Below are 22,731 nucleotides of genomic sequence, written 5' to 3' on the forward strand. Positions count from 1 at the left end.
GCAGGGACGCTGCGCGTTTGATCGGGGTCAAAAGGCACAAGGGCTGGCGCCGCATGCCATTGTCCGCGGGGCTCCTTCAAAGTGATGGAGCCCCCGCTGGATTGTGCGCCTGCCGCAATACTCAAGTGCAAATCTCAAGAGCAATACTCAAGGCTTCGGAATGCGAATACGGCTGATCATCAGGCTGCCGGACAATCCGAAAATCAGCGTCAGCGGATGCAGCGTAAACCCGCCGATGGACATGGCGCCAAACCACAAATTCTGGCCGATGGCGCCGCTATAGGCCGCAGCGGCAAGCAAGAAGACCAATACGATCGACGTCGGGATCGGCGTGCCCTCGAAGTGGGTTACTTTCCCTGACGCACCCGCCATGTCCTCGGCAGTCACGTTATAGCGAGCCAGTCGCGACACGCCGCAGGCCACGAAGTAGGCCAGCAGGATCCTGTCATACAGGCCATTCATGCCGCAAGCGTAGCCAATGATCGCAGGCGCCACGCCAAATGAAATCACGTCCGCCAGCGAGTCCAGTTCGCGGCCGAGTGCAGAGGACTTTTGCCGCCACCGGGCAATACGCCCGTCCAGCACATCGAACACCAGCGCCAGGAAGACCAGGAACGCGACCATGTAAACGTGGAAGACGTCGCCGCTGGTCAGGAAGGACATCGTGGAGAACAGGGCGCCTGTGCCGGACACCGCGTTGCCCAGCGTAAACCAGTCGGCCAGATGGAACTCCCGGATCATCGAGAAGCGTTTTGCCTTCGGGGTTTCAGTCATTTTTGCACCATGTTCGTTTTTGCCGGGATCAGGAATCGTGATATTAACTCGCTATCTTTGCCGATCACCACGCCGCCGTCTACCAAGGCTTGGGAAATCGTGGTGCTCAAACTGCCAATTATCCCCCTTGTCGGACAACTGCCGATGAATTCATCGTAGCTGGCAGTCCTCGGGACGCTAGCTCTCCTGCGAAAGGAGGGCCTGCCGAAACGCACTGATTGCCCTGGTCGCTGACAGCTCCTTCAGGCAGAAAAACATGATGGGAGACAAGCCGATCGGCCAGGTAATTTTGAGTGCCTGCACGATGTTCGCAGCGGCGAAGTGTTCCAGGGCAGCCGCGGGGGCGATTGTCAGAAGATCGGTTTTGCTCGCCAGATGGAAATTGGAGTAGAACGACAGCGACTCGACCACCGGCAAGGGCGGAACCAGTCCTTGTTGAATGAATGCGTGGTCGAAGGCCTCGCGTGACTGCGTTCCATGTGGAAGCAGGATCCAGGACTGATTTTGCAGTGTCGAAAGAGATACCCGCGCAAGCTCGCACAAGGGATGTGTCGGCGCGCCAACGATTTTCAGTGGCGCTTTCTGGATCTGGCTGATCTTGAGGCGCTTGGAATTTGCCGATTGAAGCACGCCCGTGCCAATGCGGCCGATTCCGCAGTCGAGGCTACCGTCAAGCACGCCGCGGACCACGCTATCCACCGTATTCTCGAAAAACTGGAAGGTGGTCCGGGGTCCATCGCGCCGCAGCTTGGCGACCGCGTCGGGGACCAGTTCCAGCATGGCGGTAGTCAGCACGCCGACTCGAAGATGGTGGGTTTCTGGCGCCATTGCCAGCCCCGATTCCAGTCCGTTCAGGACGTTCAGTGCCTGGCGCAGTTGCACATGCGTCGCCATGCCGATAGCGGTCAGGCGAGCGCCCCGCCTGTCCCGCTCAACCAGTTGCACACCCAGCACCGACTCCAGTTCCTGCAGCATGGCGGTGACGGCCGGTTGGGTGAGCGACAAAGCCTGCGCAGCCTTGCTGAGCGAGCCACCTTCGGCGATCAGGTTCAGCAAGGTCATGTGGCGGACCCGCAGCTGTGCAAGGCGGCTTGAAACAGGCAGTGTTTGCATAAGCCCTACTTATAACGAATTAGAAATTGATGAATTTACTATGATATCTGGCGCAACCTACCATTTGCAGCGTCAGTATGGCTTGTCGCCAGTGCTGGCGTGCCATGAAGCCGGTATTTTCGTACGCGGAAGCACCCGGAAAGATCGGCATTCTCACGACGATCGATTACAAGCGGAAGAAAAAATCACCATGAAATTGCATAAGCTGGCATCCCCATTGGGATCCGAGATACTGGACATCGACTTGTCCAGACCGATCGACGATGCGACTTTCAGGCAAATCGACGACGCGTTCAGCGAGCGCTCGGTGCTGGTGTTCAGGGATCAGGTAATGACGCCGGCGCAGCATGTCGAATTCAGCCGCCGCTTCGGCGGTCTCGAAATTCACGTCCTGAAACAGTACCTTCTTGCGGATTTTCCGGAGATTCTGCTGATTTCTAACGTTGTGGAAAACGGCAAGCCAGTTGGCATTGCCGACGCCGGCCAGCAATGGCACACGGATCTGTCCTACGTCGAAATTCCAAGCCGCTGCTCCATCCTTTATGCCAAGCAGATTCCGGAGCCGGGTCCCGACAAGACCTATGGGGATACTTGTTTCGTCAGCACCGCTGCTGCCTACGATGCCCTCGACCCGGAGATGCAGAAGTACCTGGGCACGCTCAAGGCGCGCCATTCCTATCTGAAGCGGCCGCATGTCAGGGCAAAGTTAAGCGAGGAACAGAAGAAGCAAGTCCCCGAGGTCATTCATCCTGTCATCAGGACGCATCCGGTCACCGGACGAAAGTGCATCTACGTGAATGAAAGCTTCACGACTGAAATAGTCGGACTCGGCAAGGAGGAGAGTGATGCCTTGATCCTGCAGCTTTGCGAACATTGCCAATCGGAGCAATTCATGTACCGTCACAAATGGCGGGTTGGCGATGTCCTGATGTGGGATAACTGCTCCACCCAGCATCTGGCTGTTGCAGACTATGGTCCGGAGCAAGCCCGGCTCATGAACCGGACAACGGTCAGGGGCACCGCCGTGTTCTGATGTGTGCTGGACGATGACGACAAAAGCTTCGTCGGGACGAGACGGGTGAGGGTAGATTTACATGGACTGGATGTTTACCCCGATCCCCAAAAAAATAATTAATGGAGACTTGGATGAAACGAACGATCTTGCAATTGGCGGCGATGGTGTTGTCCTGTGTCGCAGTCGCGCCTTTGGCTCACAGTGGGCCGTTTCCTGAAAAGCAGATCAAGTTGGTGGTCGGTTATGCGCCGGGCGGTTCGGCCGACATCGTCGCCCGCTTGCTGGCCAAGGAAATGACGACGTCGATGGGACAATCTGTCATCGTCGAAAACAAGCCAGGCGCGAACGCCCTGATTGCAACCAAAGAAGTGATGCGATCGGACCCTGATGGCTACACATTGCTGGTGACATCCTTGTCGCACGTCGTCAATCCCATCCTGAATCCGAAGAACGCGGACTATGATCCGATTGCCGGATTTTCCCCGGTCTCGCTGCTTGTCACGCTGCCCCTGGTTGCTGTGGCGGCCCATGATTCGCCATTTTCATCAATGAATGACCTGATCCAGAAAGCTCGCTCTGCGCCAGGCTCGGTCAGCTATGGATCGGCCGGAAATGGCGGGTCCGGCCATCTCGCGGGGGCCTTGTTCGCGCTCAATGCCGGAGTGGAAATGACCAATGTCCCATTCAAGGGCAATGCGCCAGCATTGACCGAAGTGATGGCGGGGAGAGTGTCGTTCACCTATTTTCCGATGGTCGGCATTGCCGAGCTGGTACAGGATAAACGCCTCAAGGTACTGGCTGTGGCGACCAAGGAGCGCATGGCTCGATTCCCGCAAGCGCCAACCATGGCCGAAGCAGGCTTTCCGGGTTTCGAAGATACGGCGATCTGGTTGGGCGTGATTGCGCCGCCGGGATTGCCGCCCGAAATTGCGAACCGCCTGTACCAGGAAACACGCAAGGCGCTGGCGCTGGCGAGTGTCAAAACGCGCCTGGAAGGCCTGGGTGCACTGTCGGTTGGAAGTTCGCCGCAGGAATTTTCGCGCTACCTGAAAACTGATTCAGAGCGTTGGGCCCGTGTGATCAAGGCATCGGGGATCAAGCCGAATTGACAGAAGAATTGGGGTCAGATAAAGGCCATGCAGGCCAAGCCAGGCTGCGGGAAAATCGAGTCTCGCCCCATTAGCCCAGGCCGGCGCACGCCACGAATGCTCCCTCCCTTTCAAGGGGAGGGAGCCATATAGCCGATTGGCCTTCGACGCTCTTGCTGCAACCCAAAACACTCAAGCCATCGAAGTCAAGGTCCTCCGGAACCGCGCCAGCGACAGCGCAAACAACACCGACCCGATCAGCAGCAAGGCCACGAACGACGTCCACACCACCTCCAGCCCCGCACCGCGATAGAGGATGGCCTGGCTCAATTCCGTGAAATGCGTGGTTGGCGCGAGGGACATCAGGCGCTGCACGAAGAAAGGCATGCTCTCGCGCGGGGTCATGCCGCCCGACAGCATCTGCAGGGGCATCAGCGTCAGCATCAGCAGCACGCCGAACTGCGGCATGCTGCGCGTCAGCGTCGCCATGAAAATTCCCATCGACGTGGTGGCGAACAGGTGCAGCGCGGCGCCGGCCAGGAACAGGGTGAGCGAGCCCTCGATCGGGACCTTCAGCACGCCCTGGATCACCACGCCGAGCGAGACAATCGCCGCCACCAGCACCACCAGCGCCATGGCCCAGACCTTCGCCAGCATGATCTCGGTGGGCGTGACTGGCATCACCAGCAAGTGCTCCACCGTTCCGTGCTCGCGCTCGCGTATCAGCGCGGCGCCGGTCAGGATGATCGACAGCATGGTCACATGGTTGATCAACTCCATCATGGAGCCGAACCAGGACGGCGTCAGAGCCGGGTTGAAGCGCATGCGGGTGGCCAGTTCGACCGGCAAGCTGGCAGTGCTGCGGTAACGCTGCACGAACTCGTTGACTTCGCCCAGTACGATTTGCTGGATGGCGCCGGTGCCGGAAAACGCCTGGCTCATGCGAGTGGCGTCGGTATTGAGTTGCAGTTTCGGCGCCCGGCCGGCTAGCACGTCGCGCTGGAAGTTGGGCGGAATGGCGAGCACGAAGGTGTACATCCCCGCGTCCAGTCCAGGGTCCACCTGCGGCTGGCTGATCATGAACGGACCGGTGAATTGCGGCGGGTAAAAGGCGGCAGCAATACGCGCCGACAGCGCCGAACCGTCCTCATCCACAATTGCAATCGGCGCCCGGTGCAGGGTCTCCGGCATCGCCGTGCCGGCGGTGTAGACCCCCACCGTGAAGGTATAGACGATCAACAGCAGCATCATCGGGTCGCGCCACAGGCTCCACAGTTCCTTGATCCCGAGGCGATAGATGTTGGCCAGGTGGTGCCGCATCTCAGCGCTCCTGTTTCCTGAGCAGCAAGATGGCGGCTCCCATCACCACCGGAATGGCCGCCAGCATGGGCCACAGCGCCGCTTGCAGATCGGCCAGGTGCAGGGCTTTGCTGAACACCCCGCGGCTGATGTTGAACATGTAGGTTGCCGGGTAGATCTCGCCGATCATGCGGCCGCTGCCTTCCAGCGATGACACCGGGTTGATCAGCCCCGCGAACTGCACGGCCGGGATGATGGTGCCGAGCATCGCAAAGAACATGGCGGCAATCTGGCTGCGGGTGACGGTCGAGGCCAGCAGGCCCATGCCGGTGGAGACGATGGTGAACAAGAAAGCCGCAATCAGCAGGGCGAAAAAGCTGCCCTTGATCGGGACCGCGAATATGGTCACGGCGGCCAGGCACATCAGCAGGAAGTTGAGCATGGCCAGCGCAATGTAAGGGATCTGCTTGCCGAGCAGGAATTCGCTGCGGGTGGTGGGGGTGACGTAAAAGTTGATGATCGAACCCAGCTCCTTTTCACGTACCACGGCCAGCGCGGTCAGCATGGCCGGCAGCATCAGCAGCAGCATGGGGATGACGGCGGGCACCATGGCCGGCAGGCTTTTCACGTCGGGGTTGTAGCGGTAGCGGGTTTCGATGCTGGCCGTGCCCGGCATTGTCATGCCGGTGCGCTCGCTGATTTGCTGCACCATCCATTGCTGATGCATGCCCTGCACATAGCCGTGGACGGTCTCCGCCCTCTGCGGCATGGCGCCGTCGACCCAGGCGCCGATCTGCACACTGTGGCCGCGTCCGACATCGCGTGCGAAGCCGGGCGGGATTTCCAGCACCAGCGACAGCTCCCCGCTGCGCATGCGCCGGTCCAGTTCGGCGTAATCGGCAACCGGCGGTCGTTCGCTGAAATAGCGCGAGCCGGCCAGGTTGAGCGTGTAGTTCCTGCTCAGCGTGGTCTGGTCGCGGTCCAGCACGCCATAGCGCAGGTCTTCGACATCCATGCTGATGCCATAGCCGATCACGAACATCAGCAGCAGCGAGCCGCCCAGGGCCAGCGCCGCGCGCATCGGGTCGCGTTTCAGCTCGAGTGCCTCGCGCCACATGTAGCTGTAGATCCGGCTCAGGCTGCGGCGCAGGCGCTGGCCCAGCCCCAGGCCGCCTTTTTGATGCGGCGCATCGGGGGCGGCCGGTGTGGCTGGCTCGGCTGCAGCGGCGTCGGCCTGGCTTGAGGGCGCTTCGCCGCCAGCTTCCACCAGGCAGTCGATGAATGCGTCCTCCAGCGTCGCAGCGTTGCGCCTGGCCACGATTGCGGCCGGCCGGTCGCTTTCCAGCACGCGCCCGGCATGCATCAGCGAGATGCGGTCGCAGCGCTCGGCCTCGTTCATGAAATGGGTGGAGATGAAAATCGTCACGCGGTCGCGCCGCGCCAGTTCGATCATCAGGCGCCAGAAATTGTCGCGCGCGATCGGATCGACGCCGGAAGTCGGCTCGTCAAGTATCAGCAACTCGGGCTTGTGCACCATGGCTACGGCCAGCGCCAGGCGCTGGCGGATTCCGAGCGGCAGCTTCTCGGGCAGGGAGTCCAGTTCGTCTTGCAGGCCAAAGCGCCCGGCCATCTCTGCCACGCGCGCCGGCACCTCGGCTTGGGGCACATTGAACAGGCGTGCGTGCAGCGTCAGGTTTTGCTGCACGGTCAGCTCGCCATATAGCGAGAAGGATTGCGACATGTAACCGACCCGGCGCCGGGTCGCCATGTAGTGCGGATCGACCTCGTGCGGGTCAACCTGCTGGCCGAACAGCCAGGCCTGGCCTTCGCTCGGCACCAGCAGGCCGGTCAGCATTTTCATCGTGGTCGATTTACCGCAGCCGTTGGAGCCCAGGAAACCGAAAATCTCGCCGCGCCGGATGCGGAAGCTGGCATGGTCGACCGCCACGAAATCACCGAAGCGCATGGTCAGGCCATCCGCTTCGATCGCGACGTCTTCGTGTTCGCCGGTGACCAGCGGCGGAATTTCCACCTTCCGGTGCCCGCGACGCTTTTCCTCGGGCAGCAGCGCAATGAATGCGGTTTCCAGCGTGGTGTGGCCGGTGCGCGCCAGCAGTTCGGCCGGCGTGCCGGTGGCCAGCACCCGGCCATCGTCCATCGCCACCAGCCAGTCGAAGCGCTGAGCCTCGTCCATGTAGGCGGTGGCCACGATCACGCTCATGCCGGGCCGGTTGGCGCGGATGCGCGCGATCAGGTCCCAGAACTGGGCCCGTGCCAGAGGATCGACGCCAGTGGTGGGCTCGTCCAGGATCAGCAGGTCGGGATCGTGGATCAGCGCGCAGCACAGGCCGAGCTTCTGCTTCATTCCACCTGACAGCTTGCCGACCGGCCGGTCCAGGAAGGGATGCAAACCGGTCTTGTGCGTAAGTTCGTCAATCCGGCGGCGGCGCTCGGCAGTGTCGTGTCCGAACAGGCGCGCAAAGAATTGCAGGTTTTCTTCCACCGACAGCGTTGGATACAGGTTCTTGCCCAGGCCCTGCGGCATGTAGGCGATGCGCGGGCAGACACGTTCGCGGTGGCGGCGGCTGGCAATATCGCCACCCAGCACGCGGATCTTTCCGGTCTGGAGCACTCGTGCACCGGCAATCAGCGACAGCAGGCTGGACTTGCCGACGCCGTCAGGACCGATCAGTCCGATCATGGCGCCGGCCGGCAAGTCGAGGCTGACGCTGTCGAGGGCGCGCGTCTTTCCATATGCCAGGCCGACATCGCGCAATTGCGCCACGCTTGTTGCATCAGATGCCATGCCGGCCGGGGAGGGGGCTGGGGTGGGGGCCGGGGCAGAAGCGGCCGTCTTCATCACTTCGACGTGCGGATCTGTAGCTGCGCCGGCCAATCGACGCGCGGGTCAATCCGCACATAGGCGACTCCCGGCAATCCGGTCTTGACCTGGCGGACGTGCTTGCGCAGCAATTCAGGATCGATCCGCGCCTTGATGCGAAACATCAGTTTTTGCCGTTCTTCGGTGGTCTCGACGGTCTTGGGCGTGAATTGCGCGACATCGGCGACGAACGATACCTTGGCCGGGATCACATAGTCGGGCAGGGCATCCAGCACCAGCCGCACGTCGGCGCCGAGCGCCACGCGTCCCGCAAGCTGGGTGGGCAGGAAGAAGGTCATGTAGACGTCGGTCAGGTCGATCAGGTTCAGCACCTTGCCGCCGCCAGACAGTACTTCGCCCGGCTGCACGATGCGGTATTGAACCCGGCCCTCGCGCGGCGATTTCAATTCGCTGTCGTCAATATCAGCGGCGATCCGCTCGACGGTTGCCTTGGCCGCAGCCACTGCACTGCGGGCCGCCACCACTTGTGATCTTGCGTTGCTGATTGCCGCACTGACCGCGGCAATCTGCGCCTTTCCCGCGCCGACCGCTGCACGCGCGGACTGCACGCGGGTGCGGTCGTCATCGAGACCCTGCAGCGTGACCATTCCCTTCGTTGCGAGTTGCTCGGTCCGGTCCAGGCGTTTTATTGCCGCATCCAGTTCGGCCTGCCGCTGCGCCAGCAGGGCCTGGGCCGCTTCTTTCTCCGCTACGGCCTGCGCAACACCGCTTTGCGCAGTCTCGATGCCGATTTTCATGCGCTCAAGTTGTGCCTGCGCTTCGCGCTTCTGTGCTTCGAGCACCTGGGTATCCATCCGCGCCAGCACCTGTCCCGGCTGGACGAAATCACCCTCGTTGACAAGGATCTCCTTGATCCGCCCCGAAGTCCGCGCGGCGACATCGATCTCGACGGCTTCCATGCGTCCATTTCCGCTGGCAAGGCCTGCCGGCAGGGTGTTCTTTGGCTGCAAGGCCTGCCATCCGGAGAACGCGGCGGCCGCGGCGATGGCGATCAAGCCTGCCCTGAGCAGGAATTTCTTGTTCATTGTTTTTGGGGAATTGTTCGAAAGGCCCTCCTGCATACTACACTTCAGCCCTGATTTTCAGTCTGCTCCATGTGGACTGATGTAACTTGATAGTCAAAAACACGATGAACATTGCGCGCACCACCAGTCCACTCTGTCTCCTGCTTGTTGCTGCCTGCCCGGCCATTGCGCTGTCGGCGCCGGCGGGCCTGGGCGATTGCGCCGCTATCGCCGCAAATGACCAACGTCTCGCATGCTTTGATCAACTGGCCGCGCCATACCGCAGCCAGGCCAGCCCGGATGCGGCCGCCGTCAAATCAGGCGATGGTGAACCGCCGTCGCAGGTCGGCTCATCGCATGCGCCCGCTTCGCTCGTTTCGACCGCACCGGTGCCGGCACGGCCGGTCATCAAGTCCGCCCTTGCCGAACATTGGGAACTGGGGCCGGAGCACAAGCGCGGGACGTTCCAGTTCCGGCCGCACCAGGCGAACTACCTGATCACGACATTTACCGATACCCCGAACGACGCACCGTACCAGCCGTTCAGGCGCTTCCTTTCCAGTTCACCCGGGTTTTCCCACAACGAGCTTTCCTACCAGATCGGCTTCAAGATGAAAGTCCTGGAGGAGCCGCTGCAAAGCAGCACCGACCTGTGGGTGTCCTATACCCAGAGGAGTTTCTGGCAAGCCCGCAACCGCGATGCCTCAAGCCCGTTCAGGGAAACCAACTATGAACCGGAGGTGATGGCGGTGACGCCGCTGAACTTCAGCTTCCTCGGTGTGCGTGCCCGTTTCATCAACCTCGGCTGGGTTCATCAATCCAACGGACAGGCATCCACCTTGTCACGCAGCTGGAACCGGGTCTATGCGCAGATGGGCCTGGAAAAAGGCAATTTCTCGCTGGTGGGCCGGGTATGGCGCCGGCTGGGCGAGCCGGTGGCCGAAGACGACAACCGGGACATCACCGATTACCTGGGACGCGGCGACCTGACCGGCACCTACCTGTGGCGCGGCCACGAGTTTTCGCTGATGACACGATACAACCCCCGCACCCGCAAGGGCGCAGCCCAGGGCGGGTGGGCCTTTCCTGTGGCCGGCAAGGTCAAAGGCTACGTCCAGCTGTTTTCCGGATACGGCCACAGCCTGATCGATTACAACCACAAGCAGAACACGCTCGGGCTGGGCTTCCTGGCCACTTACTGATGATGATGTCCTTGTCCTTCAGTCGCATGATTACTTACTGGTATCAGTGTAGTCAGTGGAAATCGGTTTGACTGCATCGGTTTGACTGCATCGGCTCGAATGAATGGCCGGATTGCGATCAGGCGAGGATGGCATTGTGCTCGCACGGGACGGCGTCCACGAAGCGTGTTCGCAAGTTGACGAAAATCAACGGCGGCTGGCCGTGGCCGCCCGCGCGCAGTGCGGCAAAGGTGCTATCGTTATTTCGTTGCCATGCCAGCAGCAATTCCATGGGAAAGTCTCCGGACCCTGCATGCCGATGCCGACCTCCAGCCCTGATATCGCCACGCCGGGCGCCGGCAGCACCGGGAGCGACGCGAGTGTCGCGAGTGTCGCAAGCATCGTGTTTTCGCTGCATGGCGTGACCAAGACCTACCAGATGGGCGAGGTGGAGGTGCACGCGCTGTCCGATGTCGACCTCGAGTTGCGGGCCGGCGAGTTCCTGGTCCTGCTCGGCGCCTCGGGCAGTGGCAAATCGACGCTGCTGAATATCCTCGGCGGACTGGACACGCCCACCGCCGGCACGCTGCATTATCTCGATCATGACCTGACGCACGCGGGCGACCTGGCGCTGACCCGGTTTCGCCGCGAGCATGTCGGTTTCGTGTTCCAGTTCTACAACCTGATTCCCAGCCTGACCGCGTTGGAGAACGTGCAACTGGTGACGGAGATCAGCGATGATCCGATGAGTGCGGTCGACGCGCTGAGCATGGTCGGCTTGCAGGACCGGCTGCATCATTTTCCGGCCCAGTTGTCGGGCGGCGAACAGCAGCGCGTCGCGATTGCCCGCGCGATCGCCAAGCGGCCCGACCTGCTGTTGTGCGACGAACCCACCGGCGCGCTCGATTTCCGCACCGGCAAGCTGGTGCTGCAGGTGCTGGAGCGGGTCAACCGCGAACTGGGCACGACCACCGCCATCATTACCCACAATGCAGCAATCGCCGGCATGGCGGACCGGGTGGTGTACCTGAGCAGCGGGCGCATTGTCCGTATCGAAAGCAATGCGCATCGCGTCTCTCCCGAGGAAATCGAGTGGTAGCGATATTCACGCTGAGTCCGCTTGACCGCAAGCTGGCGCGCGACCTGGTGCGCATGTGGGGCCAGGCGCTGGCGATTGCGATGGTGGCGCTGTGCGGCGTGGCAAGTTTCGTCACCATGCAGGGTTCGCACGAGGCGCTGTTGTCGGCGCAGGCCAGCTATTACGAGCAGTACCGGTTTGCCGAGGTGTTCGCCAGCTTCAAGCGCGCGCCCGAGAGCTTGCTCGAACGGGTGCGCCAATTGCCGGGCGTCAAGCAGGCCCAGGGCCGGGTGGTGTTCGACGCCTCGCTCGACGTGCCGGGACTGGACGAGCCGGCAAGCGGCCGGCTGGTGTCCCTGCCCAGGCGGGCTGGTGAAGGCTTGAACGGCGTCCATCTGCGCGCCGGGCGGCTGCCTGCCGGCGCGCTGGAGGTGGCGATCAGCGAGGCATTCGCCCAGGCCAACGCGCTGAAGCCGGGCGACAGCCTGTGGGCGATCATCAACGGCCGCAAGGAACAGCTGCGCATTGCCGGCATTGCGATCTCGCCGGAATACGTCAACGAGATGAAAGGCAGCGCCTTTCCGGACAACCGGCGTTTCGGCGTGCTGTGGATGGAACACGAATCGCTGGCCGGCGCGCTCGACATGCGCGATGGATTCAATGACCTGACGCTGACGCTTTCGCCGCATGCCAGCGAGAAGCGCGTCATCGAACAGGTGGATGTGCTGCTGGCACCCTACGGTTCGCTCGGTGCCTACGGACGGGCCGACCAGCTGTCGCATCGCTTTCTCGACAACGAGCTCGCGGAGAGCAAGGTCACCGCGACGGTGCTGCCCGCCATCTTCCTGGGTGTGGTCGCGTTCCTGATCCACAACGTGCTGTTGCGCATCACCAGCCTGCAGCGCGCCCAGATCGGCCTGCTCAAGAGCTTTGGCTACAGCCAGCTGTCGATCGGCATGCACTACGTGAAGTTTGCGCTGTTGACGGTCGGCCTGGGCGGACTGGCGGGAATTGCAGTCGGCGCCTGGATGGGCGAGCAGCTGGCGTACGTTTATGCCAGGTTCTTTCACTTTCCCGAATTCGATTTTTCGCTGTCCCTGCGCACGGTCAGCATCGCCGCGCTGATCGCGGTACTGGCGGCCGCCCTTGGCTGCGTGCTCGCCGTGGCCCGCGTTCTTTCACTGCCGCCGGCAGAGGCGATGCGGCCGTCGTCGCCGGCGCGTTTCCGGCCCGGTCCGCTGGAGCGGCTGGGCCTGCAGCGATTCCTTGCGCTGCCGGTGCGCATGGTATTGCGCAACCTGGAGCGCAGTCCGTTCAAAGCCGGGTTGTCGGTGCTGGGCCTGGCGCTGGCGGCATCCTTGATGGTGACCGGACAGTATGCGTTCGACGCGCTGGATGAAATCATCCGCATCCAGTTCCGGACTGCGCAGCGGGATGATGTCGCCGTCGATTTCAACGAGGTGCGAAGCGTGGCTGCGTTGCAGGCGCTGGCCTCCTTGCCCGGTGTGCTGCGGGTGGAAGGCTATCGATCCGCTGCGGTGCGCCTGCGTTCGCGGCACCATGAAAAAAAGACCGCCATCCTCGGGCTGGAAGGGGCGTCGGAGCTGCGCCGCGTGCTGGACGAGAACGAGCAGCCGGTTGCACTGCCTGCGCAAGGAATCGTGCTCAGCAAGATGCTGGCCGAACTGCTGCAGGTGCGGGCCGGCGGCATGCTGCAAGTGGAGTTCATGCAGGGTCGCCGGCAGACCGTACTGGTCCGGGTCGCCCTGGTCGTCGACGAACCGATTGGCGTGCTGAGTTACATGAACCGGAGCGCGCTGTCCGAGCTGCTGGGCGAATCCGACACGGTCTCGGGCGCGTACATGACGGTCGATGCGCAAGCCCGGGATGCGCTGTATCGCACCCTCAAGACAGTTCCGGCAATCGCTAGTGTCAGCCTGCGCGAAGCCACGCTGCAGAGTTTTCTGGCTACCGTCGCCGAAAATCTCAGGATCAACACGACGGTCATGGTGGTGTTCGCCTGCGTGATTGCGATCGGCGTGGTGTACAACTCGGCCCGCATTGCCTTGTCCGAGCACGCGCTGGAACTGGCGAGCCTGCGCATACTCGGCTTTACCCGGGCCGAGGTGGGGCGGATGCTGCTGGGAGAGCAGGCGTTGCTGGTTGCCCTGTCCTTGCCCTTGGGAGGAGCAATCGGTTATGGCCTGTCGGCCTTGCTGTCGCAGTTGCTGAGCCAGGAACTGTTCCGGATTCCGCTGGTGCTCAGTGTCCGCACCTTTGCGACCGCTGCTGCGACCGTGCTGCTCGCATCGGCCGCCTCCGGAATGCTGGTGTGGCGCAAGGTGCAGCAGCTGGACCTGATCGATGTACTGAAGAACCGGGAATAGGGAATAGGGAACAGGGAACAGGGAACAGGGAACAGGGAGGGGCAGGCTTGTGCAGCCGTTGTTGAAAAGGGGATAAATGGAAACCGGGAACGCCAGCAACAGCAACAGCAAGAGGGTCGCATCGATCCGCCGGCGGCGGTGGGCCGGGTGGGCGGTCGCGGCATTGGTGCTGGCCCTGCTGGGCTGGGTGTGGTTGCGGCCGGATCCGGTCGAGACCGAGATCGTGGATGTCAGTCGCGGTCCGATGCAGGTCACGGTCGACAACCTCGGACAGGTGCGCGCCATCGACCGCTACGCGATTACCGCTCCGGTCGGCGCCGAAGTGCAGCGCATCAGCCTGCGCGAAGGCGACCCGGTGCGCAAGGGTCAGCAGGTGGCGATGCTGGATCTGTTGCCGATGGATGAGCGGCAGCGGCAGGAAGCCGTGGCCCGATTGCAGTCGGCACAAGCGCGGGCACGCGAAGCGGCGCTGCAGATCCGGCGCGCGGAGGCGGAAGTGAAGCTGGCCGGCCAGGAACTGGCGCGTACCGAGCAATTGATCGCGTCCCGTTTCATCGCACCGCAGGCGGCGGACAAGGCCCGCACGGCCGACGCGACGGCGCGCGCCGAACTTGCCGCGGCCCGCTCGCGCGAGCAGGCCGCGTTGGCGGATGTGCGGGCTGCGCAGTCGGGATTGCTGGCAGCCGGTCCGGATTCAGGCTTGCAGCGGCGGGCGCTGCGGCTGGTGTCGCCGGTAGACGGCTTCGTGCTGCGCATACCAGAGCGCAGTGAGCGCTCCGTCGCTGCCGGTACGGTGCTGATGACGATTGGCGATCCGCAGCGTTTCGAGGTGGTGGTCGACGTGTTGTCGACCGATGCGGTCAAGATCCGGCCCGGCAATGTCATGCTGCTGGAAGGCTGGGGTGGCGGCAAGACCCTGCGCGCCCGGGTCAGGCTGGTCGAGCCTGTTGCCTTCACCAAGATCTCTGCGCTCGGCGTGGAGGAGCAGCGCGTCAACGTGATTGCCGATCCGGTCGATCCGCTGGGCCCGCTGGGCGACGGCTACCGGGTCGAGGCGCGGGTCGTGATCTGGTCTTCAGACGATACGCTGAAGGTGCCGGCCAGCAGCCTGTTTCGCGCTGGCGCGGAATGGCATGTGTTTGCGGTGCAGGAAGGGCGTGCCCGCGAGATCGAGGTCAAGGTCGGCCAGCGCAACCGCGATGAAGCCCAGGTCCTTTCCGGATTGGCCGCTGGCGCCGCGGTCGTGCGCTATCCCGGCAGCCAGATCGCGGATGGCAAGCGGGTGCAAGCGGCACGGCAGGACGCACGTCCGCGATGATCATTCCGGCTGTATTCCCGCTGCCCGCAATACCTGCGTATAGGCTTCCAGCTGCACTTTCACCACCCGGCCCAGTTCCTCGGGCGTCGATCCCTTGACCGGGATGCCTTGCCTGGCCAGTGCTGCAATCACGTCCGGACGGGCCAATGCGTGGTTGAATGCACTGTTGAGGCGGGCCACGACCTCGGGCGCCATTTTCGCCGGGCCGAACAGCGCATTCCACGAGGTGATCGAAAAGCCCTGCAAGCCTTGCTCGGCAACCGTCGGCACATCGGGGAACAAGGAGCTGCGCTGGGGCAGGGTCAGGGTGATCGCCCGGAATTTTCCGCTCTGGATATGCGGCATTGCGGTGGTCAGGTTGGAAAACATCAATTGCACGCGGTTGGCCAGCAGGTCGGTAATGGCCGCCGGCTCGCCCTTGTACGGGACATGCACCATGTCCAGACCGGCCAAAGACTTGATCTGCGCCATCGCCACGAATCCGGCGGTGTTGCCGGATGCATAGCTCAGCGCGCCGGGATTTTTCTTCGCATGGGCAATCAGCTCATTCAGGTTCCTGACCGGCAGTTCCGAATTCACCACCAGGAACAGCGTGTAGCGGCCGACATCGGTAATCGGCGTGAAATCCCTGAGCACGTCATAGGGAGGGACCTTTTTCATCGCTGGCACCACCGACAGCGGGCTGTTTGTGCCCAGCAGCAGGGTATAGCCGTCCGGCGCTGCGCGCGCGACCTCCATGGCGGCAATCGCGCCGTCCGCACCGGCCTTGTTGTCGACAATGATTTGCTGGCCCAGGGATTCACTCGCCGCTTTTGAAATGATGCGCGCAATTGCATCGGTGGCCGAACCGATCGGCAGCGGCGTTACCAGCCGGATTGGACGGCTCGGGAAAGTCTGGGCAAAAGCAGCGCTTGCACCCAAGGTGGCGAAAAGTGCAGCGAAGAGTGCGGCGAAAAGCGCGCAGGCAAGGCGCCTGGCAGTCGATAGCCTGGTAAGCGATTTCATGTTGTTTCCCTATTTGGCTTTTAATTGCAGGGTGGTTCCGGGTCCGGCCGCTACTTTGCCGGGCTTGCGCTTGCACTCACCACGCCCTGTTCCAGCAGCGCCGCGATCTGTTCACTGCCGTAGCCGATCGATCCGAGTATCTCGGCGGTGTGCTCGCCCAGCGCCGGCGCCGGGCGTCGGATCGAGGCCGGGGCATGTTTCATCCGTATCGGCGTCGCCAGCAGGCGGGTGCCGCCGGCGACAGGATGTTCGTGCGGCACCAGCAGGCCACGCGCGGCAACCTGTTCGCTTTCCGCCGCTTCCGCTACCGACAGCACCGGGCTGATGCAGACTTCCTTGTCCTTCAGCAGCGCGAACCATTCGTCGCGCGGGCGCGTGAGGAAGATGCGCTCTAGTTCTGCGCGGATCTGGTCCTGCACGGTGTCGTCTGCGTACTGCAGGTCCTGCCATTCAGGGTGGCCGAGCGCATTGCACAGGTTGCGGAAGAAGTGGCTTTCGATCGCCGAAATCGTGATGTAGCCACCGTCCGCAGTGCGGTAGATGTCCGACCATGGGTAGCGGCCGTTGTGGCGTTCTTCGCCGCGGCTGGGGGCCTTGCCGCTGCCGATGTAGCTCGACAGTGCCGTGACGGAAAGCGAGAAAGCGCTGTCGAACAGGGCGATGTCGATGTATTCGCCCAGGCCCTCGCGCTCCGCGCGGCGCAGCGCAACCAGGATCCCGATCGCCGCCATGTGGGCGGCGGCCAGGTCCGATACCTGCGGACCGCTCATGGCCGGCGCCTCGCCGCGCCGCCCCAGCAGGCCGAGCACGCCACTGACGGCAAGGTAATTCGGGTCATGGGCGACGACGTCGCGCAGCGGACTGTCCTGGCCAAAGCCGGACAGCGAGACGTAGACGATCTTCGGATTCACCTCGCGCACTGCGTCATAGCCGATGCCGAGCCGGTCCACCACGCCGGGCCTGAACTGCTCGAACACCACGTCCGCTTTCGCTGCCAGTTCCAGGAAAATCTTGCGGCCTTCGGGCGTCTTCAGGTTGATCGAGAGCCCGCGCTTGTTGCGGTTGATCATCATGTGCCGCGCCGAGACGCCGTTCTGGATCGGGACCACGCCACGGAAGTCATCTCCCTTTGCCGTGTCTTCAATCTTGATCACGTCGGCGCCAAAGTCGGCGAGGATCTGGGTTGCCACCGGGCCCGGCAGCTGCCGCGACAGGTCCAGCACGGTGATTCCCGCGAGGGGCAGGGCGCTCATTGAAAACTCCTTGTCATTGGCGCACTCGTGTTGGTGCTGCCGTTGGTACTCATGTCAGTACTGATGTCCGTGCTCATGTTCATGCCGGGTCGGCTTGCGCCACCGCGCGCGCCGCCAGCAGGCTGTCCATCTCCTCATCCGCGAAACCGAATTCGCGCAGGACATCGACCGTGTGCTGGCCCAGCACCGGCGCCGCCCGCCGGTATTGCGCCGGGGTGCCGTGGAAGTTGATCGGCAGCGCCAGCATTTCTACCGTACCGGCTGTCGGGTGCTCGACCTTGATCACCGTGTTGTTGTGGCGGATCTGCGGATCTTCGCGCAGGGCCTGCGCCAGGTCCTGCACCCGCGCTGCGGGCACGTTGTGGCGCGCCAGCAGGGCCAGCAACTCATCCGTGTTCCTGCGCGCGAATTCATCCTGCAATGCGTCGTCGACGAAGGCACGGTTCTGGCAGCGGGCTACATTGGTCTTGCTGCGCTCGTCGGTGGCAAGGTCCGGCCGCTCCAGCGCCTGGCATAGCGAAGACCAGAATTTTTCGGTGAAGGCGGCGAGGAAAAACAGGTCGCCCTCGGCGCCGCGGAAATTTCGGTACGGGCAAAAGCTGGGATGGCCGCTGCCCAAGCGTGGCGGCGCCTTCCCGGTGATGAAGGTTTCGCCATCGCGCGGCAGCGTGCCGAAGATCGTGGCGCCCAGCAGCGACAGGTCGAGCCGCTGCCCTTCGCCGGTGCGCTCCCGGTGCAGCAGTGCCGAGGTGACTGAAAATGCCAGCAGCGCGGCGGCGTTGAAATCGGGAACCGGCGTGCCCATCCGTACCGGGTCGCCGCCGGCATCGCCGGTCATTGCCATGACGCCGCTCAGCGCCTGGATGATCGGGTCATTGGCGGGCAGGTGGGCATACGGCCCATCCTGGCCAAAGGCCGAGATGCTGGCGAAGATGATGCGCGGGTTGACCGCCCGCACCGCGTCGTAGCCGATGCCCAGCCGGTCCATGGTGCCGGCACGGAAATTCTCGGTGATGACGTCGGCCTGCGCCGCCATGCGCAGGAAAGCGGCGCGGCCTTCGGGCTTCTTCAGGTCCAGCCGCACGCTGCGCTTGTTGCGGTTCTGGGACAGGAAGTTCGCGCTTTCGCGGCCGACATAGACAGTGCCCATGTTGCGCGAAAGCTCGCCGCCCTCGAGCTCCTCGATCTTGATGACGTCGGCGCCGATGTCGCCCAGCATCATGGTGCCGACCGGACCGGCCGTCATGACCGTCAGGTCCAGGATCCGGTAGCCGGAAAGCGGTTGTGGTGCTGTTACAGGCATTGGTAACTCCGGTTTTTTCTGTATCTTCTGTATCAATAACGATGCGTTGCGAAGGCGGGGCCATCGCTTGCGTGTCGCACGGTAAAGCTGTGGGCAAGCTGCGGATCGGTAGCGGGGTAATCCAGGCGGTAGTGGCCGCTGCGGCTTTCCCTGCGGTTAAGGCAGGCACGCAGCAGCAGTTCCGAGGTCAGCGCCATGTTGCGCAGGCTGAGCGTGTCCATCAGGGTATTGGCATCGGCTGCACCGGATTGCGCCAGTTGCCGCTGCACCCCGGTGACCACATCGAGCGCGGATTGCATGCCGGGGCCGGTTTTCTCGACCAGGCATTCGCTCTGCATGGCGTGGCGTATCTGCTGCATCATCGCCGCAGTGTCCGGGAGGTCCGAGCCGGGCTTGGCGCGGCCCAGCAGGGTGGCAATGTGGTCCAGCGTGCCGTTCAGCGTGGCTGGCGGGGCGCTCGCCCCGCGGGCCAGTGCGCGCACTGCTGCGGCGCTGCCGCTGCGGTGACCGAATACCTGGCCCTCGGCCAGCGAGTTGCCGCCGGGACGCTCCGGGCCGCGCACGCCGCCCGCCAGTTCGCCGATCACATACAGCCCGGGAATCGAGCTCTGCGCATCGGTGTCGATCATGCGTACGCCGCCATTCAGGCACTGGAATACCACGCCAACTTCCAGTTGCTGCAGGTGGAGGTCGATGTTGCGCTCGGCCAGCCAGCGCCTGGTGTTGGGCAGCACCCGCAGCAGGTCTTCCTGGCTGGAATAGGCGAAGGAAAAATAGACGCCGCCGTGCGGCGAGCCGCGGCCTTCGCTCACCTCATGTGCCATCGCGATATCGAGATAGCGCGAGACGTTGTTGCTGGTGAACGGGAATCCTTTTTCGTCGTACACCGATTTCATCGTGACGCCGGGCGGCAGGTAGGACGGCAGGAATTCCTCGCCGCGCGCATTCAGCATGCGCGGGTAGAGCCGGAAGGTCGAGCCGCTGAACAACTGCACGTAGGGATGGATCAGTGCCGGGCCGAGCTGATGGAATTCCAGGTTGACCAGCTCGGCGCCGTGGCGATAGCAGATTGCCTGGCCGTCGCCTGTCATTTCGGCGGAGGATGCCTGCAGCTCGAAGGCGCTGTGCGCGCCGCCGGTACCCAGTACGACTGAGGGCGCTTCGTAATGGACCAGGGTGCGACGCGCGGCGTCATAGCCCAGCACGCCGGCCACGCTGCCGTCGGCATCCCGTATCAGGTCGACCAGCGCGATGCCTTCATCGATATGCACGCCGCTGCGCACCAGTTCGTCAGACAGGGCTTCGACGAAGGCCTTGCCTGTTTTCCCCTTCACGCCGAGCGCCCGCGCATGGCTGCCGAAATCGCTCTGGATCAGCTTGTAGCCGCTGCTTTCCTGGTCGAAGGGCACCCCCAGCGCGACCAGGTCGCGGATGCGTTCCGGCGCATCGTCGGCCAGCACCCGCACCAGCGTTTCGTCGATGAAGCCGCGGCCGGCGCGCATGGTGTCGTCGAAATGCTTCTGGCGGCTGTCATTGGCGTCGCCGAAGCCGGCTGCACCCATGCTCATGATTTCACTGGCGCCCTGGACCGTGCTGCCGCCGGTCTTGAACGCCGCCTTGGTCAGCAGCCGCACGTCGGCGCCTTGCTGCCGCGCCGACAGGGCAGCCCTGCTGGCCGCGCCGCCGCCCCCGACCACCAGCACGTCGGCGCTGCGCTTCTCGATTCCGATACCGCCTGGGAGCGCCATGGTCAGCCCACCAGGTCGCGCGCGATGACGTTGCGCAGGATCTCGCCGGTGCCGCCCAGGATCTGGAATACCTTGGCTTCGCGGAAGTGGCGCTGCATGGAATATTCCATCGAGTAGCCGTTGGCGCCCATGATCTGCAGTCCTTCCATCGCCACCTTCATGTAGGTGTCGCCGGCAAAAAATTTCGCCTGGGCTGATTCGAAATTGCACTTCTGGCCGGAGGCCAGCAATGCCGCGCCGCGATACGAGAGCAGGCGCGCGCAGTCGATCTGGGTCTGCAATTCGACCAGTTTGTGGTTGATGGCCTGGAACGAAGAGATCGAACGCCCGAACTGCTTGCGCTCGCGCGCATACTCCAGCGCCTGGTCCAGCGCCGCCTGCGCAGCGCCGACCACGATGGCCGACAGAGCGATGCGCTCCTTGGCCAGCACGCCCATCAGCTGCACCCAGCCGCGGTGCAGGTCGCCCACCAGTTGCCTTGCCGGCACCCGGGCATTGACGAAATTCAGCTCGCACGAGCGCACCATGTGGCCGCCCAGCAGGTCGATAGGGCGCACTTCCAGGCCCGGCGTCGGGTTTGGCACCAGCAGCAGGCTGATGCCTTCGTGCTTGCCTTCGCCCTTTTCGGTGCGGCATGCCAGCAGGATGTGGTTGGCCTGGACCGAGCCGGTGATCCACATCTTGGTGCCGTTGACGATGAAGCTGTCGCCGTCGCGTTCGGCCGAGGTGCGCAGGCTGGCGGCATCGGAGCCGGCGCCGTTCTCGCTCAGCGCGAACGAGAAGAAGGTCTTGCCTTCTGCCAGCTTGGGCAACAACTCCTGCTTGATTTCCGGCGAAGCCAGTTGCACCAGGGCGCCGCCGACCATGTTCACGTTGATGTTCCAGTAACGGGCCAGCGTGCTGCTGTGATAGCCCATCACTTCCAGCATGCCGATCATGTCCATGTAGCCGCCGACGCCGCCATATTCTTCCGGCAAGGTGACGGCAAACCAGCCCTGCTGCGCCATCAGCTCGATCAATTCCCTCGGAAAGGTCTTGTTCTCGTCGTGTTCGCGCAGGTACTCCGGGGTGGCGTGCTGGCTCAGCGCACGATGCACGCTGTCACGGAACTCGAATTGTTCCGCGGTCAGGAAGTTTGCCAAGTCGCGCCGGCCCATCAGTTTTTCAAATTTTTCCATCAGGATTTTCCTCGCTTGTTCAGGCGGTGAGTTTCAGGTCGCGGACCTTGAGGTCCCGAGCATTCACATCGGCCGCAACCAGGCTGTACAGGCTGGCCAGGAAGCCTTGGCCATAGGGGTTGGCCGAGCTCAGGTAGCGCGGGTTGGGGCTGCCGACATTGACGATCAGCGGGCCGCTTTGCTGGTGGTGCAGGGTGCCGGTGCGCAGGTCGAAGTGGTGGCGCAGCACATATTCGAGCGCAGCCACGCCGGCTTCCTCGAAGCGCTTGTCGAGCAGGCCGAGCTGATAGCCTTTGACCAGGCCGTAGCCGATCATTACGGTGGCGCTGGTGTCGATCAGCGAGTAGCTGTCATCGACCGTCACGCGCCAGAACCCGTCCTCCTGGATGGCGACCAGGCTTTCACAGGTCTGCTTGAACATGGAAATGATTTTCGCTGACGGATTGTCGATCACCTCCAGCGTGTCGACCACGCCAGCCAGCCACCAGCCGTTGGCGCGGCCCCATGCGGTGCCGTCGATCCAGACGTCGATCTTGCAGTAGCTGTCTTCAACCGGCACCGCCGCATTGAGCACATGGCGGATCAGCCCGTTCGGCAGCGCAAGCAGGTCGTGGGTGCGCACCAGGTCGGAGATCGCCATGTCGTCGCGGCCCATGATGGCCAGCGATGGCGGCACCATGTAGGCGGTGTCGGCGAAGATCCAGCCGGGCGTGCTGGGCGCGGTCGAGAACACCGGCGTGCCGGCGACTTCGACCCGCTCGCGCAAGTAGATCGCCAGCGCTTCGCGCGCTTCGGCCTGGTGGCCCGCCAGGATCAGCGGACGGATGCGCGACATCGAGTCACTGATGTTCGGATGGGCCACGATGCGGCCGAGCGGATTTTTGCTGCGCGGTATGTTGCCAGTGCCGGCCAGCGTATGCGCGAGCTGCTCTTTCATCATGCCGGTGTGGCCGGACAGGTGCATGCCGTTGAGCATGGCGGCATGCTTGCCACCGGTGTCGATCGGCTCCTGCAAACCGCGCTCCAGCATTTTTCTTACGATGGTTTCAGCCATTTTCAAACGCTCCTGGAAATGTTCGATGAAT

At 63.1% G+C, this 22,731-nt stretch carries 18 protein-coding genes; 6 read left to right on the forward strand and 12 right to left on the reverse strand.

The window, feature by feature from the left end; translation table 11 throughout:
• Positions 1 to 147: 147 nt before the first annotated feature.
• Both FVE66_RS12045 and FVE66_RS12050 read right to left on the reverse strand, forming a co-directional pair.
• A complete protein-coding gene (locus FVE66_RS12045) occupies positions 148 to 774 on the reverse strand; it encodes a CDP-alcohol phosphatidyltransferase family protein (RefSeq protein ID WP_241673185.1) in 627 nt (208 codons plus the stop codon).
• Positions 775 to 951: 177 nt separating this feature from the next.
• The gene (locus FVE66_RS12050) at positions 952 to 1,836 is read right to left on the reverse strand and encodes a LysR substrate-binding domain-containing protein (protein ID WP_161993262.1); all 885 of its coding nucleotides are present in this window, start codon (positions 1,834 to 1,836) and stop codon (positions 952 to 954) included.
• Here FVE66_RS12050 and FVE66_RS12055 point away from each other — a divergent pair.
• Entirely contained in the window at positions 1,835 to 2,920 is a 1,086-nt protein-coding gene (locus tag FVE66_RS12055; protein ID WP_241673186.1) for a TauD/TfdA dioxygenase family protein, read from the forward strand. The two genes, FVE66_RS12050 and FVE66_RS12055, sit on opposite strands and share 2 nt — an antisense overlap.
• Positions 2,921 to 3,033: 113 nt before the next feature.
• Positions 3,034 to 4,011, forward strand: coding sequence for a Bug family tripartite tricarboxylate transporter substrate binding protein (locus tag FVE66_RS12060; RefSeq protein ID WP_161993263.1), 978 nt, complete (start codon positions 3,034 to 3,036; stop codon positions 4,009 to 4,011).
• A gap of 171 nt (positions 4,012 to 4,182) precedes the next feature.
• On the opposite strand, the gene FVE66_RS12065 is transcribed toward FVE66_RS12060, so the two are convergent.
• From FVE66_RS12065 to FVE66_RS12075, 3 genes are read right to left on the reverse strand one after another with little or no spacing between them, the layout of a single operon-like run.
• Positions 4,183 to 5,310, reverse strand: coding sequence for an ABC transporter permease (locus FVE66_RS12065; RefSeq protein ID WP_151447660.1), 1,128 nt, complete (start codon positions 5,308 to 5,310; stop codon positions 4,183 to 4,185).
• A 1-nt stretch (position 5,311) separates the two neighbouring features.
• Positions 5,312 to 8,095, reverse strand: coding sequence for a ribosome-associated ATPase/putative transporter RbbA (gene rbbA / locus FVE66_RS12070; RefSeq protein ID WP_151447661.1), 2,784 nt, complete (start codon positions 8,093 to 8,095; stop codon positions 5,312 to 5,314).
• Between the two features lie 53 nt (positions 8,096 to 8,148).
• Complete coding sequence (locus FVE66_RS12075; protein WP_151447662.1) at positions 8,149 to 9,216, reverse strand: HlyD family secretion protein; 1,068 nt, start codon at positions 9,214 to 9,216, stop codon at positions 8,149 to 8,151.
• Positions 9,217 to 9,302: 86 nt separating this feature from the next.
• On the opposite strand from FVE66_RS12075, the gene FVE66_RS12080 reads away from it, so the two are divergent.
• A complete protein-coding gene (locus tag FVE66_RS12080) occupies positions 9,303 to 10,397 on the forward strand; it encodes a phospholipase A (RefSeq protein WP_241673187.1) in 1,095 nt (364 codons plus the stop codon).
• Between the two features lie 118 nt (positions 10,398 to 10,515).
• On the opposite strand, the gene FVE66_RS20185 is transcribed toward FVE66_RS12080, so the two are convergent.
• Positions 10,516 to 10,668 carry a hypothetical protein gene (locus FVE66_RS20185; protein ID WP_161993264.1) on the reverse strand — a complete coding sequence of 51 codons (153 nt, stop codon included), beginning with the start codon at positions 10,666 to 10,668 and terminating at the stop codon, positions 10,516 to 10,518.
• 147 nt (positions 10,669 to 10,815) lie between these two features.
• Between FVE66_RS20185 and FVE66_RS12085 the strand changes: the two genes are divergently transcribed.
• The 3 genes from FVE66_RS12085 (at position 10,816) to FVE66_RS12095 (ending at position 15,159) form a co-directional block, all read left to right on the forward strand.
• A complete protein-coding gene (locus FVE66_RS12085; RefSeq protein ID WP_241673196.1) occupies positions 10,816 to 11,475 on the forward strand; it encodes an ABC transporter ATP-binding protein in 660 nt (219 codons plus the stop codon).
• On the forward strand, positions 11,469 to 13,841 hold the full coding sequence (locus tag FVE66_RS12090) for an ABC transporter permease (RefSeq protein ID WP_206668755.1): 2,373 nt from the start codon (positions 11,469 to 11,471) through the stop codon (positions 13,839 to 13,841). The genes FVE66_RS12085 and FVE66_RS12090 overlap by 7 nt, the downstream gene beginning before the upstream one ends.
• 76 nt (positions 13,842 to 13,917) lie before the next feature.
• Positions 13,918 to 15,159, forward strand: coding sequence for an efflux RND transporter periplasmic adaptor subunit (locus FVE66_RS12095; protein ID WP_151447663.1), 1,242 nt, complete (start codon positions 13,918 to 13,920; stop codon positions 15,157 to 15,159).
• Here FVE66_RS12095 and FVE66_RS12100 read toward each other — a convergent pair whose 3' ends face one another.
• The 6 genes from FVE66_RS12100 to FVE66_RS12125 form a co-directional block, all read right to left on the reverse strand.
• Positions 15,160 to 16,164: a Bug family tripartite tricarboxylate transporter substrate binding protein gene (locus FVE66_RS12100; RefSeq protein ID WP_151447664.1), complete on the reverse strand. Its 1,005-nt coding sequence runs from the start codon at positions 16,162 to 16,164 to the stop codon at positions 15,160 to 15,162.
• Positions 16,165 to 16,214: 50 nt separating this feature from the next.
• Positions 16,215 to 17,417: a CaiB/BaiF CoA transferase family protein gene (locus FVE66_RS12105; RefSeq protein ID WP_151447665.1), complete on the reverse strand. Its 1,203-nt coding sequence runs from the start codon at positions 17,415 to 17,417 to the stop codon at positions 16,215 to 16,217.
• Positions 17,418 to 17,496: 79 nt separating this feature from the next.
• On the reverse strand, positions 17,497 to 18,720 hold the full coding sequence (locus tag FVE66_RS12110) for a CaiB/BaiF CoA transferase family protein (RefSeq protein ID WP_151447666.1): 1,224 nt from the start codon (positions 18,718 to 18,720) through the stop codon (positions 17,497 to 17,499).
• Positions 18,721 to 18,752: 32 nt separating this feature from the next.
• Positions 18,753 to 20,468: an FAD-binding protein gene (locus FVE66_RS12115; RefSeq protein WP_151447667.1), complete on the reverse strand. Its 1,716-nt coding sequence runs from the start codon at positions 20,466 to 20,468 to the stop codon at positions 18,753 to 18,755.
• A 2-nt stretch (positions 20,469 to 20,470) separates the two neighbouring features.
• Positions 20,471 to 21,646 (reverse strand): acyl-CoA dehydrogenase family protein, encoded by a 1,176-nt coding sequence (locus FVE66_RS12120; RefSeq protein ID WP_151447668.1) that lies wholly within the window; start codon positions 21,644 to 21,646, stop codon positions 20,471 to 20,473.
• A 19-nt stretch (positions 21,647 to 21,665) separates the two neighbouring features.
• The gene (locus FVE66_RS12125) at positions 21,666 to 22,700 is read right to left on the reverse strand and encodes a glycoside hydrolase family 88 protein (protein WP_151447669.1); all 1,035 of its coding nucleotides are present in this window, start codon (positions 22,698 to 22,700) and stop codon (positions 21,666 to 21,668) included.
• Positions 22,701 to 22,731: the final 31 nt, after the last annotated feature.

This window comes from Lacisediminimonas profundi (genome assembly GCF_008831265.1).
GTDB classification, from domain to species: domain Bacteria; phylum Pseudomonadota; class Gammaproteobacteria; order Burkholderiales; family Burkholderiaceae_D; genus Lacisediminimonas; species Lacisediminimonas profundi.

What these genes read in the sequence shown, in the direction of transcription:
- FVE66_RS12075 (WP_151447662.1), bottom strand. Translation starts at nt 9,216, where the DNA reads ATGAACAAGAAATTCCTGCTCAGGGCAGGCTTGATCGCCATCGCCGCG.
- FVE66_RS12060 (WP_161993263.1), top strand. Translation starts at nt 3,034, where the DNA reads ATGAAACGAACGATCTTGCAATTGGCGGCGATGGTGTTGTCCTGTGTC.
- FVE66_RS12115 (WP_151447667.1), bottom strand. Translation starts at nt 20,468, where the DNA reads ATGGCGCTCCCAGGCGGTATCGGAATCGAGAAGCGCAGCGCCGACGTG.
- FVE66_RS12095 (WP_151447663.1), top strand. Translation starts at nt 13,918, where the DNA reads ATGGAAACCGGGAACGCCAGCAACAGCAACAGCAAGAGGGTCGCATCG.
- FVE66_RS12110 (WP_151447666.1), bottom strand. Translation starts at nt 18,720, where the DNA reads ATGCCTGTAACAGCACCACAACCGCTTTCCGGCTACCGGATCCTGGAC.
- FVE66_RS12100 (WP_151447664.1), bottom strand. Translation starts at nt 16,164, where the DNA reads ATGAAATCGCTTACCAGGCTATCGACTGCCAGGCGCCTTGCCTGCGCG.
- FVE66_RS12105 (WP_151447665.1), bottom strand. Translation starts at nt 17,417, where the DNA reads ATGAGCGCCCTGCCCCTCGCGGGAATCACCGTGCTGGACCTGTCGCGG.
- FVE66_RS12085 (WP_241673196.1), top strand. Translation starts at nt 10,816, where the DNA reads ATGGGCGAGGTGGAGGTGCACGCGCTGTCCGATGTCGACCTCGAGTTG.
- FVE66_RS12125 (WP_151447669.1), bottom strand. Translation starts at nt 22,700, where the DNA reads ATGGCTGAAACCATCGTAAGAAAAATGCTGGAGCGCGGTTTGCAGGAG.
- FVE66_RS12055 (WP_241673186.1), top strand. Translation starts at nt 1,835, where the DNA reads ATGTGGCGGACCCGCAGCTGTGCAAGGCGGCTTGAAACAGGCAGTGTT.
- FVE66_RS20185 (WP_161993264.1), bottom strand. Translation starts at nt 10,668, where the DNA reads ATGGAATTGCTGCTGGCATGGCAACGAAATAACGATAGCACCTTTGCC.
- FVE66_RS12045 (WP_241673185.1), bottom strand. Translation starts at nt 774, where the DNA reads ATGACTGAAACCCCGAAGGCAAAACGCTTCTCGATGATCCGGGAGTTC.
- FVE66_RS12050 (WP_161993262.1), bottom strand. Translation starts at nt 1,836, where the DNA reads ATGACCTTGCTGAACCTGATCGCCGAAGGTGGCTCGCTCAGCAAGGCT.
- FVE66_RS12065 (WP_151447660.1), bottom strand. Translation starts at nt 5,310, where the DNA reads ATGCGGCACCACCTGGCCAACATCTATCGCCTCGGGATCAAGGAACTG.
- rbbA (WP_151447661.1), bottom strand. Translation starts at nt 8,095, where the DNA reads ATGGCATCTGATGCAACAAGCGTGGCGCAATTGCGCGATGTCGGCCTG.
- FVE66_RS12120 (WP_151447668.1), bottom strand. Translation starts at nt 21,646, where the DNA reads ATGGAAAAATTTGAAAAACTGATGGGCCGGCGCGACTTGGCAAACTTC.